The sequence below is a fragment of the Hydrogenophaga sp. LT287 genome (assembly GCF_055702805.1).
In genome coordinates, this window is the sequence record NZ_JBVPZC010000024.1 from 45,117 (window position 1) to 58,451 (window position 13,335).

At 62.1% G+C, this 13,335-nt stretch carries 10 protein-coding genes; 2 read left to right on the top strand and 8 right to left on the bottom strand.

Annotated elements, in window-relative coordinates; genetic code table 11:
* Positions 1-329 precede the first annotated feature (329 nt).
* On the top strand, positions 330-992 hold the full coding sequence (locus AC0GNR_RS15305; protein WP_472901764.1) for a DUF2202 domain-containing protein: 663 nt from the start codon (positions 330-332) through the stop codon (positions 990-992).
* A gap of 114 nt (positions 993-1,106) precedes the next feature.
* A complete protein-coding gene (locus AC0GNR_RS15310) occupies positions 1,107-2,348 on the top strand; it encodes an SO2930 family diheme c-type cytochrome (RefSeq protein WP_472901765.1) in 1,242 nt (413 codons plus the stop codon).
* A 22-nt stretch (positions 2,349-2,370) separates the two neighbouring features.
* Here the strand turns inward: AC0GNR_RS15310 and mrtJ are convergent, their stop codons facing one another.
* From mrtJ to AC0GNR_RS15350, 8 genes are all read right to left on the bottom strand, one after another.
* Positions 2,371-2,868, bottom strand: coding sequence for a JDVT-CTERM system glutamic-type intramembrane protease MrtJ (mrtJ, locus tag AC0GNR_RS15315; protein ID WP_472901766.1), 498 nt, complete (start codon positions 2,866-2,868; stop codon positions 2,371-2,373).
* A 175-nt stretch (positions 2,869-3,043) separates the two neighbouring features.
* Positions 3,044-6,277 carry an LVIVD repeat-containing protein gene (locus tag AC0GNR_RS15320; RefSeq protein ID WP_472901767.1) on the bottom strand — a complete coding sequence of 1,078 codons (3,234 nt, stop codon included), beginning with the start codon at positions 6,275-6,277 and terminating at the stop codon, positions 3,044-3,046.
* Positions 6,278-6,656: 379 nt separating this feature from the next.
* Entirely contained in the window at positions 6,657-8,219 is a 1,563-nt protein-coding gene (locus AC0GNR_RS15325; RefSeq protein WP_472901768.1) for a choice-of-anchor F family protein, read from the bottom strand.
* A 230-nt stretch (positions 8,220-8,449) separates the two neighbouring features.
* Positions 8,450-10,798: a choice-of-anchor O protein gene (locus tag AC0GNR_RS15330; protein WP_472901769.1), complete on the bottom strand. Its 2,349-nt coding sequence runs from the start codon at positions 10,796-10,798 to the stop codon at positions 8,450-8,452.
* A gap of 368 nt (positions 10,799-11,166) precedes the next feature.
* Entirely contained in the window at positions 11,167-11,457 is a 291-nt protein-coding gene (locus tag AC0GNR_RS15335; RefSeq protein WP_472901770.1) for an RNA-binding protein, read from the bottom strand.
* A gap of 39 nt (positions 11,458-11,496) precedes the next feature.
* Positions 11,497-11,937, bottom strand: coding sequence for an Hsp20/alpha crystallin family protein (locus AC0GNR_RS15340; protein WP_472901771.1), 441 nt, complete (start codon positions 11,935-11,937; stop codon positions 11,497-11,499).
* A 26-nt stretch (positions 11,938-11,963) separates the two neighbouring features.
* Positions 11,964-12,239, bottom strand: coding sequence for a hypothetical protein (locus AC0GNR_RS15345; protein WP_472901772.1), 276 nt, complete (start codon positions 12,237-12,239; stop codon positions 11,964-11,966).
* Between the two features lie 109 nt (positions 12,240-12,348).
* The coding region (locus AC0GNR_RS15350) for an IS630 family transposase (protein ID WP_472901375.1) at positions 12,349-13,335 on the bottom strand (987 nt) is incomplete at its 5' end.

Genomic DNA, 13,335 nt, shown 5'->3' on the forward strand with positions numbered 1-13,335 from the left:
AGCGGGGCGGTGCGCAAAAAAACAGAGGGGTTGGGTGGTGCGCAATGACAGTGAAGTACGCCCGAAGAGCGTGAATGATACCGGCGTGCCCCGCGCAGTGTGCGGGTGGTTTCTGTGGGTTGCCGCCGCTGTTCTGGCCGGTTCAATATGCCGTTTTCTTATGTTGGCTGCTCTGTAAAGAACGTAAGCGCAGGTACGTGAGGCGCGTTTGCCGTGACATGGGCTTACAACCCCGGCCCCGCGTTTGATTTTTGTCACTTGAGACCCGGCGTGGCGTCCTTACTCTGCCTTCATGCGCGGCGCTGTCTTGCCGCAACGAAGGACGAACGATGCAACGAAAGCAATTTTTACGCTTGATGGGTGCCACCCTGGGTGGTGTGGTGTTGACGGCCTGTGGCGGGGGCGACGAAGAGCTGGCCAGCACGCTGGATGCCCCAGCGGCCAGCACCACGGTGTCGAGCGCAGAAGACCTGTCGGCCGAGGAAATCGCCGGCCTCATGTACATGCGCGAAGAAGAAAAGCTGGCGCACGATGTGTATGTGGCCCTGTTCAATGTGTGGGGCGCCAACGTGTTCAGCCAGATTGCGCTGAGCGAGGCCGAACACACCGAGGCCATTCGCCGGCTGATAGAGGCCCACGGCCTGGAAGACCCGGCCGCTACCAACCCCGCTGGTGTGTTTGAAAACGACGACCTGCAAGCGCTTTACGACAAGCTCGTGGCCATGGGCCAGGTGAGCCTGATCGACGCGCTGAAGGTGGGTTGCCTGATTGAAGAAAAAGACATTCAGGACATTACTGACAAGAAGGCCGAGGTGCTGGACGAGCCCGACATCGTGCAGGTGTACGACAACCTGCTGTGCGGTTCACGCAACCACCTGCGCGCGTTCAACGCCACCCTGCTCGACCAGGGCGTGAGCTACGAAGCCACGGTGCTCACACAAGCCGAGTGGGATGCCATTGCCTCTTCTGCGCAGGAAACCTGTGGCGGGTGAATGGGGGTGTAGCCCACTTTCTGTGTGGCTTGAGATCGCTCAATGCAGCCGCCCTGGGGTTGGCAGAAACTGACTTTTAGAACGCAGCGGTATGGACGCTGCTTAAAGGTGCCTATGCGATTTCAGAAAAAACCCGGCCGCGCTCCGCGCACGGGCAGGCGGGCGGGCGGCTGGTGGTTGGCCGCTTGTGTGGTGTTGGCCGGTTGTGGTGGCGGCGGCACGGCAACCACGGTGCTGGAGCCAGCGCCGTTGCCTGGCGATGGGGCGGCGGTGCCCGCACCCACCGACTTGCCGCTGTTCACCGCCGCATCGGCCCCCGCCAAACTCTCGGCCTGGCGTCACCTGCTGAGCGACGGGCAAACCCTGAGCCTGTCACCCAAAGTGCTGCCTTACGGCCTGAACACGCCGCTGTTTTCCGACTACGCGCACAAGTTCCGCACCCTTTGGCTGCCAGCCGGTACGCAGATGGACTACACGGCCAGCGGGCCGCTGCAGTTCCCGGTGGGCGCCATTGTCACCAAGAGCTTTTTCTACCCAGTTGCCACGGCCCAGGCCGCCGGTGCCATCGGTGCGCTGAAGGTCGATCAGGTCGAAGGCGGTGAAACCGTCGACCTGGCGGCCAACCGCATGCTGGAGACCCGCCTGATGGTGCGCGAGCCCACAGGCCGCTGGGGCGCCGTGACCTACGTGTGGGACGCCGACCAGCAAGACGCCACCCTGGTGCGCAGCGGGCAAAACATCGCCATTGACCTGGTGGACGCACAAGGCGCGCGCACCCCGTTCACCTACGCCGTGCCCACCGATGCGCAGTGTGTCACCTGCCACACCACCAACATCAGCACCGGTACGTTTGAGCCCATTGGCCCGCAGGCCAACAACATGAACCGAAGCTACGCCTTTGCCGCCGGCAACCTCAACCAGCTGGACCACCTGGCCGCCTTGCAGATGCTGGCGGGCTACACCGCGCCCGCGCCCCAGCTGACGGTGTGGAACGACCCCAGCGCCAGCCTGAACGACTGCACCCGCGCCTACCTGGACGTGAACTGTGCGTCGTGCCACAACAGTGCCGGGCGTTCGGGCAACACCGGTTTGTGGCTGGGTGTGGGTGTCACCGAGCCGCTGCGCGTGGGCATTTGCAAACCCCCGGAGGGTGGCCAGCAAAACCGCCCGTTCAGCTTTGACGTGACCCCCGGCAACGCCGACGCCTCGTTTCTGCACCACCGCTTGACGAACTACCGGCTCAACAGCGAACCCCCGCGCGTGGCCATGCCCGAGCTGGGCCGCCATGTGTTCCACGCCGAAGGCAATGCCCTGGTGCGCGACTGGATCAACGCCATGGCACCGGGTTGCCCTTGATGTGCTGAGCCGCTGAGGTGCTTCAACCGGCTGCCACCAGCCAGGCGGTAAGGCCAAAGCCCGCGTTGTAAACCGCGTGCACGCCCACGGCCGGCCACACGCTGGCAAAGCGTTCGCGCAAGTGCCCCAGCACCAGCGAAGGCACCGCCACCGCCAGCGCCCAGGCCAGTGGCTGCGCACGCAAATGCAGCAGCACAAAAGCCACCGTCACCAGCACATTGGCCCAGGTGAGCGGGCCTAAGCGCCGCGGCTGCCCCTGGCGTGACAGCCAGGCCAGCGCCTGCCCCTGCAAGATGCCGCGAAACACCAGCTCTTCCAGCAGCGGCTGCACCAGCACCAACGAAGCCCAGCCCCACAGACCCAGCGGCACCCGCATGTGCGGCCCGGCCCACACCGCCAGCGCCAGCCACACCGGCACGGCCGCCAGCAGCGCCAGCGCCAGGTGGGCGTCGGGCGGCCAGGCGCGCAGCGGTGGTTGCGGCCTTGTCAGGCCGGACTCAACAGCGAAAGGGGGGCGCATCTCGGGCGGTGTGTTGTGCGGGTGTGGTGAGGGCGGCGGGTACCGGGTGTCCATCTTCCCATGCTTCCCGTGCGGGTGAGGCCGGTGAGCGTGTCATGAAAAAGGCGCCGCCTGTTGCCAGACGGCGCCTTGTTGGGTGCTCAGGCGTCTGCAGTTGCAGACCCTGGCTGCGGGCTTACTTCAGCACGCTCAAGCCGCCAGCACCTGCCGCCACATAGACGCGGCCGTTGTGAATCGCGGTGGCCGCTGCACCACCCACGACACCCTTGATGGCCACGATGGATGGCTTGGCCACATCGGTCCAGTCCAGCTTGACCACACCGGATTCGCCGTAACCCACATAGAACAGGAGGCGCGGTGTGGGGCTGGTGGTGCGAACCCCAGCAGCGTTGATGTACGGCGTGTTGGCCGGGAAGAACTGCGGTGTCATGTACAACGCGCCACCGCCTTCGTCGGCATACGGCGTCAGGCCCTCGGCATCCACATACTTTTGCAGCTTGAGGTAGCCCGCAGCGGTGGGCCGGCATTCGCCCACGCCACCCTGCTTGGCGCTCAGCTTGGTCACGTCGGTGAGGGTGGCGCAAACCTCAGGCGTCGGGTTGATGACAGGACGCTCTTCGGTGGCAGGACGGATCAGGTCTGCCATGCGGTAGGCCACCAAACCAAAGCTGTCGTAGCTGAAGTAAGCGATGTCTCCGACGATGTGGACGTCCACGCTCTTGCCGTCGGCGGAACCAAACGCGTTGTCGTCGTCGGACTTCACCGGCTCAAAGGTCTTGAGCAGCTTGCTCTGGGTCGGGTCTTCAAGGTCCACCGTCAGGTCCGCCTGCGAGCCACTGGCCAGGAATGCCGTCATGTCCACCACCGAAATGCCGTAAGCGCCTGATGCGACCACCGCATAGGTCTTGCCGTTGGCACTGTCCGTCCACAGCTTGACCGTAGCCGCGCGGCCCAGAGGCGGCTTGCCCTTGCTGCCTGCGTTGTCGGAATCACCAATGTTGCCCACCACATGGTTCACGAGCGCTGCTGGGTCTGCCGTTGTGTCGTACACCGTCAAGCCGTTGTCGCCGTCGGCCACGATCGCGTACTTGCCATAGAAGGCCACGCCATAGGCATGGTCTTGGCCCGTCACTTCAACGGGACCCGTTTTGCCTGCATCCGTGCCGTGTTCGTAGATGCCGCCGAAGGCGTTCAGCAGGGCTGGTGCACCCGCAGCTGCTGTGCCATCCAGCACCTTGGACACGTCCACCCGGCGCACGCCCAGGCTCTGGCTCATCACATAGGCCTTGGTCGGGTCGGTGCCGAAGCCCACCTTGAAGGCGTGCGGTGTCGGCAACACGTCGCTGCCCGGCGTGGGGTACTCGCTTTGCAGCGTGTTGGCCACCAGGTGCAGGTCGTCAATCGGGGTCAGACCGTCGGCAATGCGCCAGACGCTCATGCCGTGTGGACCGTCTGCAAAGTACAGGTGGTTGCCCGACACCGTGACGCCTTCACCGTGGCCGATGGCGATCGGCTGCGTGGCCGAGCCGTCTTCAGCTGCGCCGATTTCGTTGGTGCTCACCAGGTTCACGGGAACAGCGAAGCGTTGGGCCACTGGCGTGGTCGAGGCTTGGTCCAGCACGGTGAAGTCCACGAAGCTCACACCACCGGCACCGGAAGACTGCACGGCGTCCACCGTACCTGCCGCAGCGGTACTCATGGTGGGCATCAGGAACAGCGAACCACCGTGGCCGTTGATCTCCCCTGTGGAGAGCAGCATCGGCGCAGCGTACTGGCCGCTGGTTTCGTTGGGCACCAGAAAGGCTGGCAGCGATTCATCACCGACCGGCACCGGGTGCATGTCGTAAGAAGTGACGAATTCGTAGTCAGGCCAGTAGACGCGTTCGTCTGTGTTGTTGTTCCAGCTGCCATCCGTGCCGGTGCCACCAGCGTTTTTCCAGTTGGTTTTCGGGTCTTGGGCACCGCCCACCACCACCAGGCCAGCAAAGTGGTCGGTGTAGTAAGCCTTGTAGTTGCCACTTCCCTCGGCGTCAGGCACCACGCGCACGTCCATCACGCCAGCTTCTTTGAGCATGCCGGAACCGAAGTGCGACAGGATGCCTTTCTTGTCGGTATTGATCGGAGGCTCATCCGGGCCGTGGGCCGGGGCTGCGGGCACGTAGCCGGCGTAGACCGGTTTTGTCGACGCAGACGCATTCGTCACATCCACCGCAACCAAGCCACCCAGTGAGTAGGCGATGTAGGCCATTGTCTTGGTGCCGTCGCCGTCGGGCAGATCCACCAACTCCACCGATCGCGCGTTGTAGTAGTACTTGCCGTAGCGGTCGAACTCGGCCCAGGGGTAGAAGACGCGGTCGTTCTTGTTGCCCAACTCTTCGGCGGCCTGCACATACGTTGGCATGCCGTCTGCAGGGTCAACCACACCGTCTTCGGCAGGGTCCACACCACCGGCGACTACGCCGGCTGCGAGGCTGTCGTCAGGGCAACCAATTTTGCGTTTCGGATAACCGAACCAGTCTTCCTGCCGTCCGCCACCGCCGGTGTAGGCGCAGTCGGTGTACAGGTTGTAGGCGCTGAGCGCGCTCAGGTCGGCCGGGTTGTAAATGGCGACACCCAGGAACCCCAGCGCTGCGTACAGCTTGCCGTTGTGCTCCTTCAGGCTCAGCGGGCCACCCCAAGGGTTTTCGCCCGCGTACTTCAGTGTCCAGACCCCGCTGCTGGGCGTGAGCGCACCGTCGCCACCGGCTTCGATCAGTGCCGACAGCGCGATTTTCTGGATGCCAAAGGCCGTGTTGGCAATGAACAGCTGGTCGTCGGTGGCGTTGTCCGTGGTGGGCGTGGTCTGATCGTCAAACACCAGCACATCGTTCACTGGGCCACCCGTGTGGCCAGTGGCGGCTTCCTCGGTGAAGACCGTGCCGCCGCCATCCGAATAGGTGAATTCCGGCGTGTCGTAGTTCACCGTCATGGTCCGTACCAAGACCGGTGCCGTCGGGTTGGTGATGTCCACCACTGCAATGCCCTTGCCGCCCATGGACAGCAGGGCGTAGTCCGTACCCGCATCGCCGTAGTCTTTGACCACGGTGATGTTCTGGATGTAGCCCGGCACCGTGATCTCGGCCACCGCGTCCTTGCTCATGCCGATCTTGGTCACCGCAAAGCGGTTGGCCATGCTGTAGAGCGTGTAATCGATGGTGCCGTCGCTGTACAACTCCACCGCCTGCGTGCCGCCACCCACTTGCGCGGCCAGCGTGTCAATGTTGGCCTCGATCAGGCTGGACGGTACCGGCGCGTCCAGCGAATCGGAATCGCCGCAACCGCTGGCGATGAGCGCCAGCGCGGCCGCAACGGCCATGCTGGCAGTGCGCAGCGGCAGGCTGTGCCTGCGCTGCTTGGTGTGATTTTTCATAAAACCCTCCTTGGGTAAATGGACTGTCAACAAAGTTCAGGTCGCTCAAAAAAGCCCTGCAGAGCCACCACTCCCCAGCTCGAAAAAGCGCCCCTTGTGTTTGATTTTGGGCACCGCAGCCCGCTGCCGATTGACTGGGCTCAATGGCTGGCGCGAAAGGCCTGCACTGGGTTTTGGTGTCTATTTAAAGAAGCTCGCAGTGCGTTTTTGCTGTGCGTTGGCGGCTGGTCATCGCGGGCGAACAAGCCGCGCTGTTTTGCTTGTTGCGGGGCCATACAAACCCCTGTCGAAAAAAAACGCCACCCGGTTGGGGTGGCGTTTTCAGGCGGTTGCAGTTCAAGCACCGGAGCGTTTCAGCCCTGGCGCAACACACCCTGGCTCAGTGGCGGCGAGCGCGGCGCAGACCCCAGCCCACCAGGCCAAGCGCGGCCAGCAGGGGCAGCACCGGGTCCACCGGGCGCTGGCTGGTGGCAGCGGAGCAGCCACCGCCGTCGTCGGTGACGGCTGGCACTGGATCTACTGGGTCAACTGGAACCACAGCCTCTGGCACCCAGGGCGGCGTCACACCGGCATCTCCCTCTGCTTCCAGTGGGGTAATGCGCAGCGTGAACTCACCCGTTTGCGTACCACTGTCATAGCCTGGGAAACCGCTGATGTCACCCACTTCGATGAAGTAATTGAGGTTCAGGTTCGCCAAGTCTTCGATCGGCCCGTCCAGGTAGCCGGGGCGGCGCTCAAGCGTGGTGGGACTAGCTGCAATCAAGACGGCCATCTCGTCGTTGGTCTTGGTGCCGCTGTTGTCAGCCATCACGTACAACTCCTGGGCAGGATCCCAAGTGCCATACAGCGTGCCGCCAGTGGTAGTGCTGATATTGCCATCGTCGCTCCAGACAGTCGCCGGATTCGCCAGCAAGGCATCCACTGCGGCCTGGTCCAGGGTTTCTTCGGTCCGAGCGCCCGTGGCGTCATCGATCACATAGCTGATCCACTTGCTGCCGTCGTTCCAAGCCTTCACCACCGCATCGGATGCCGGGTTACCGTCGTCGTCAAAGAAGACGCCGGTGGGCACCCAGTTGATAGGTAGCCACTTGCCGAACAGCCCTTCATAGTCACCGTTCAGCAACATGCTGCCAAACGTGACCGTACCGGTCTTGAGCGCAGTTTGGTCCACCGTGAAGCCAGCACGTTCGCTACTGAAGAACCCCCAGTAGTGTTTGTCGTCAGCGGGGCCATAGAAGAGGCCACCAGGAAACTCAGCCATGCCTGTTGCAGTCAGGTCGTTGTCCACCTCGGCGTCACCCTCTTCACGCAATGCAATGCGCAAGCTGCTGGTGTCGGTTGCAGGAACGAATGCACCGCCAACGTTGTGGCCCAGTTCCACCTTGAAGCCAGACATGCGCTTGCCCGTGTGGTTGTTCAGTTTGCCGATCATGCGGTAGACGTTGCGGGCTGTGTCCTGATCATTGGCCAATAGCGCGTCGTTCTTGTCATAAATCGGGTAGGCGGCATCCTCGTTTTTGACGGTGAACACCATATCGATCGGACCGAACCCGGTCGCGTTCATCTTGTAGCGCTTGTGCGTCTGGAAAGTGTCGTTGCACTGCTTGTCGCCGCCGATGGTCAACGCCTCGGTGCGTGGCGCCATGACGCAGTCCGCAATGATCTGCTGGGCAGGGTTGCCATAAACCGGCGTGTTGTTGTAAACGATGATGCCGGGGTCAACAGCCTTGACCGCATCCCATCCGATCTCGCCGTAGCTCACGGCGCCGACATCCGCATAGGGGCGGTCGTAAATGGTGCGGACTGTGCCCGTCTGCGGGCCAAAGTTGGCCTCGGTGTTGATGCGCTGGATTTCGCCAGCCATCAGCGGTGCAACAAGCATCGCGATCGCCAGGCCTATCCCGCCGGACCGCAAAGCCCTGGGCTGTGTGTGTTTCGTCATTTCAAATCTCCCAAAAAAGTCAAATCCAAGCCCTTGCACCCACGTGAAAAGGCCGCGCCAAAAATTACTCCCACCCCTATCGATCTCCAGATGAAGTTTTCTACAGGGGGGGTGCTGCTCAATTGAGTAGACGCAATGGATCCAAAGAAAATCGCCGCTCAAGGCCTGAGGCCCCGCGGCGATGTCGGTTGGGAGGGCCGGGACGTGAGGTCCCGGCCCTTGGGGTGCGCTCAGTGGCGGCGAGCGCGGCGCAGGCCCCAGCCCAGCAGGCCGAGTGCGGCCAACAGCGGCAGCATCGGGTCAACCGGACGCTGGCCGTCGGCTGCGGTACAACCGCCGCCGCTGCTGGTCGCGACGGGTGGGTTCACGGGGTCAGCCACTTCCACCTCCAATATGTCGGCGCTGCGGAAAGCTGCTGCCGACCCGGTCGCGTTTTCGGTGTTGAACGTGCCGTAAACGCGCTTGCCGTCTGGGCGGGCCACCAGCTGCGCTTCGAAGGCATAGTCTTCGTCGTCAAACAGGCTGCCCCGCTCGTTCGAGAATTCCACGGAAGGCGCAAAACTCAGGCCACTGTCCCGGCTTGCCGTGAGGTAGATGCCCAGGTCTTCAGGGCCGTTCGGGTCGAAGGGCGACACATTGGTCTGCGAGCCATAGGCCACGAAGATCATGTTTTTCGCCTGGCACAGCGTTGGGTCCAGCGTCGTCGGGTCGGCTGGATTCCCCGTCGGGCAGCCCACCGGCTGACTCGGTGGCGTACCAAAGAAGCGCGGCTCACGCACGTTGATGCGCTTGTCCGTGATGTTGGTGATGTTGTAAGGCAGCGCCCAACTTCCGGTACTGGTCACTGAGTCAAAGGTGTACTTGCGCACCCAGAAGTTGTAGTTGTCCAGTTGGGCCCACAGCTTCACCAGGTCGTTGGTGTAGTTGTAGCCAATCCAGAGCTCGTCACCCCGCAGCACGCCGCGGTGGGCCAGCGCATTTTCGGCGCTGTTGACCTCCGTGTCGTCGCCCAGACCACTGTCTGTAGCGCTCAGGAAGGGCGCCCGGCTGCTGATGTTCTCTGGCAGCGCATTGCTCAAGGCAATGGCTTCGGTGTAGACCGACGTCGCGCAATTGACGGCCACTGCTGGCTGCATGTTGGCAGGTGCCAAACCACCCATGCCACGGCGCACCACGATGTCCGACGGACCACCTGCGTCTTCGATGCCTTCCTTCCAGAAGACGGCAATGTTGACACCACCGGGTGATGCGATGCTGCCTTCCTGCGTCAGGAAGCGCACGCGGCGGGCGTTCTTCAGCGGGTTGCTGATGAGGCAGCCTGCCTGATACGCGCCAGCATCAGGCGTCAGTGGTGTGGTGCCGTCGTTGAACGTCGCGCCTGGCAGGGGCGGGGTGTTGTAAGGGAAGTTCAGGTAGCGCACGAACTTGCCCGAAGCAAAACCTTCTGAGCCCTTGGTCTCTTCCCAGGCCAGCACGGTGGTGGAGCCCACCATCGCGATGTTGGGACGGGATGCGCCGGCGTTGCCTTTTTCGACCCGCTGATTGACCAGACTGCCGTCCTCGCCGAGAGCGGTCTTGCCGTCCAGGTTGGTGCCGTCAGCTGCGAACACATGGGAAATCTGCCCGGACAGCCCGTAGCCGCCATCCCAGTTGTCGGTCAGGCGACGAGCCGACTGCAGCACGAAGTCGTTGGCGGGCGTGCTTGGGACAGACAAGTCCACATCGGCATACGCGTACCAGACGTCGGTGCCGCCGGTCACATTGGCCCCCGAAGCGCCGTCGCCAGGACCGTCGGCATCACCAGGCTGCAGACCCTCAGGGTCTTCCTGCCAGGAAATGTTGATCTTGCCCGTCTTAGCGACGGAGTTGAAACTGCCGCTGCTGGCGTCTTGCTTGGCATCGCGCTGGCCATTGCTCAGTTGTACAGGCGGCTTCCAGTTCTTGCCGTTGTCTACCGAGGCGGCCGTCCAGGTGCAAGAGAAGGGGATGATGCGGCTGTCGCGGTCCAGGTAGCGGATGGCGCGCTGGTTGGGGTTCTGCGCGTTGTCTGCTGCGGCAACGCCGTCGCTCAAATCACCGTCGGGGCAGTACTTGCTGGTCCAGGTCAGCACCATCACCGGGCCGCTGGTCTTGATGTTGGGCTTGTCGATGTCGCCATAAAACGCGGCGCGGGTGGTGCCACCAGCCTGCCACGCGGTCTGGATGCTCGACTTGTCAGCCGACCTGGACACGTTGACTGGTGCAGACCACTCGCTCTCGGCGTCGCAGGTGACGCGCGGGGTGGTGGTCGTGTCCGTTTCGGGTGTGGGCTTGCAGGTGCGAACAAAGATGTCGCGCGCTTTGCGCTCTTCCTGAGCCTTGGTGTCGTAGACCGTGGGTGCAGCGTCAAAAGTATCGCCGTAGGCCATGACCAAGGTGCCATCTGCGCCGGCGCGCTGGATCTTGGGTTTGTGGCCGCTGCCCCCTTCACTGATGATTTGCTCCTCTTTGAGCTGGATTTGCAGTTGGGTTGCCGCATACGCGACCCCCGCCACAGCCACCGCACCCAGCACCCCGAGGTGCTTGCGTTTCAATTTCATACCAACCTCCAAAAAAATGGCCTGAGCTACAAATAACATCCGCTCACCAGTGTTAAAAAAAGACCGGTTTTTCAATTGAGTTCGCTCAATCCAGACGCAGTTTGGTTATGCCCTTCGGTATGGGGTGTATTGACATTTTTCAATGCTTCGGCCATGCGGTAGCCACAGCCGCCCATAGGGGCTGAGCAGACGGCGCGATGCCGTAGGGGTGTTTGTTTTTGGGGTGTGCAGACTATGGGCTTCACAGCCAATCGTTGCGGCTTCAGGTGCAATGCCTGGGTGTTGGGTGTTTATTTCAATGCATCAAAACGATGCATTGAAATAAAGAATGCTTTCCAGGTGTTGGAGTAGCCTGGAGTTTTAATCAATCAATGCGGCACAGATACCAGCAAGGTTGAAAAACCGAACAAATGGCATTTCAATTTTCGGGCCGCAACAATGGCGTCGGCCGTGTCTTCGTAATTCACCAGAAAAATTTGCGTGTCCGACGGACCTTGGCGCGGGTTGTCCAGTGGTGTGATCTCGCCCACCTTGCCGTAGCGGCTCGCAATCTGGAGCAGTTCGCCCAGCATCGCGGCTTTGGATGGCATTTGGCCCAGTGCCTGAATTTCGGGTGCGCAAGCGGGCAGGTGGCCCTCGGGCTGTGTGCTCATCAACATGGGGTACCTCGTTTCAAAAAACCCTTGCGGGCCGCTAGGTCAAGACACTTTCACCTGCCGGGCACTGCCGCCGGGTTTTTTGGGTAGGGTCAGCTCCAGCACGCCTTCGGTGTACTTGGCGCTGGCCGCGTTTTCGTCCACGTCGTGCGACACCGTGAAACTGCGCGACACGCTGCCGTAGTAGCGCTCGCTGCGAATCACTTTTTCGCCTTCTTTCTCCTCTTTTTCCTTCTTCACCTCGGCGCTGATGGACACCAGATTGCCGTCTACCGACACCTTGATGTCTTCCTTGTTGACGCCAGGAATCTCGGCCTTGACCGTGTAGGCCTGCTCGTCCTCGGTCATGTCCAGCCGCATTTGCGGCGCCGTGTCAGAAGACCCGTACACCGGCCGCAGAGCGAAGCCTTTAAAGAACTCGTCCCCAAAAGGGTCCATGCGGGCCAGTTCGTTGAACGGGTTGAAACGGGTGATGCTGGTCATGACGAAGTCTCCAAGGGGTGTGGCAGTCAAGCGGCGGTTTGAAATTCCAGGGGGCGGCGGCTTTGTGGCCGTGGCAGGTGTGCGGTGGTGTTCACCCACGCGCGCCGGGGTTTCGACACACCGCCGGTGGGTTGGTTTTCATGGGGCGTTTGCGAAAGCTTCGCCCGCATGCCACCCGATGGACCCACGCGTGCCGGCGGGTTGCCGCTTTGGTGGCCTTGAATACCCCAGGCGGCTGCCGTTAACGCCACCACGGCACCGGCGGTCGCTTGTAGGCTGGTGTGTTTGATCGGTTGGTTCATGGCCTGTTGCTGTTTGGGGCTGGACTGGGCGCTGATGGAGATGCCTAGGTGCGGTCGCTTGGGACCAAAACCCCATGGCACAAGCTTATTGATCCGGCCCTGTGAAGTCTTAAGCTGCATATCGAACGTGACGGTCCTGGAAGTAGCTCATGACGCGCTCGGGGTTTTGCTCCAGCATCGCCATGTGATCGTTGGCCGCATCGCGTAGCTTGGCCTTGGTTCGCACCGGCACGCGCTTGCCCATCTCCTGCTTCAAGTCCGCATTGAGCCGCTCCTCTGGGTTGAGCTGTGGGCTGTAGCTGGGCAGGTAGAACAACTCGATCTGGTCCTGCCGCTCAGCCACCCAAGCCTTCACCAGCTTGCTGTGGTGGACCCGCAGGTTGTCCAGAATCAGAAAGACTTTTTTACCCGCGTCCTTGATCAAAGCTTGTAGGAATTCGATGAGCTTCTCAGCATCGAAAGCCTCGTCAATGATCATCCACCGCGTCTTGCCCTGGTTGGTCACCGTGGCAATCATGGAGAGCTTTTGACGGGTGCCGCCCACGGCCATGGCCACCGGTGTTTTGCCCGCTGGCGCGAAGCTCCTGCCGCGCACATCGGTGTTGACCAAGGCCGTCTCGTCGCCCCAGTGAATCTCGGCCCCCTCGGCCCTGGCGCGCTGCTCAATGCCGGGGTACTCGCCCTCCAACCAAGCCTGCACGGCAGCAGGGCTTTGCTCGTAAGCGCGCTTGATGGGCTTTTGCGGTGTGAAGCCCCAGCGGGTGAGGTACTTGCCGATGCTGCGCACTTGCAGCTTGATGCCAAATTCCTGTTCGATGAGCTGACCCACTGCGGCCCGGCTCCACAAGCTGAAATCCATCTTGAGCTGCTCGGGGCGTTTGTCGATGATCAGGCGCTGGATGGTGTCTTCCTGCGCCTGACCGAGCACCCGGCCATCGCCTCTGGCTCGTCCACGAACAGCGGGACGTATCGCACCCCAGCCGCCAGCGTCAAACAGATCGATAGCCGTTCGCACTGTCGGGTAGCTCAGCCCCGTCATCGTGACGATCTGCATGATCTTGGTGCCTTGTCTGTACAGCCTCACGACCTGTTTGCG

Excerpts from the sequence above, each read along its gene's own strand:
- AC0GNR_RS15305 (WP_472901764.1), top strand. The coding sequence starts at position 330 with ATGCAACGAAAGCAATTTTTACGCTTGATGGGTGCCACCCTGGGTGGT.
- AC0GNR_RS15310 (WP_472901765.1), top strand. The coding sequence starts at position 1,107 with ATGCGATTTCAGAAAAAACCCGGCCGCGCTCCGCGCACGGGCAGGCGG.
- mrtJ (WP_472901766.1), bottom strand. The coding sequence starts at position 2,868 with ATGCGCCCCCCTTTCGCTGTTGAGTCCGGCCTGACAAGGCCGCAACCA.
- AC0GNR_RS15320 (WP_472901767.1), bottom strand. The coding sequence starts at position 6,277 with ATGAAAAATCACACCAAGCAGCGCAGGCACAGCCTGCCGCTGCGCACT.
- AC0GNR_RS15325 (WP_472901768.1), bottom strand. The coding sequence starts at position 8,219 with ATGACGAAACACACACAGCCCAGGGCTTTGCGGTCCGGCGGGATAGGC.
- AC0GNR_RS15330 (WP_472901769.1), bottom strand. The coding sequence starts at position 10,798 with ATGAAATTGAAACGCAAGCACCTCGGGGTGCTGGGTGCGGTGGCTGTG.
- AC0GNR_RS15335 (WP_472901770.1), bottom strand. The coding sequence starts at position 11,457 with ATGTTGATGAGCACACAGCCCGAGGGCCACCTGCCCGCTTGCGCACCC.
- AC0GNR_RS15340 (WP_472901771.1), bottom strand. The coding sequence starts at position 11,937 with ATGACCAGCATCACCCGTTTCAACCCGTTCAACGAACTGGCCCGCATG.
- AC0GNR_RS15345 (WP_472901772.1), bottom strand. The coding sequence starts at position 12,239 with ATGAACCAACCGATCAAACACACCAGCCTACAAGCGACCGCCGGTGCC.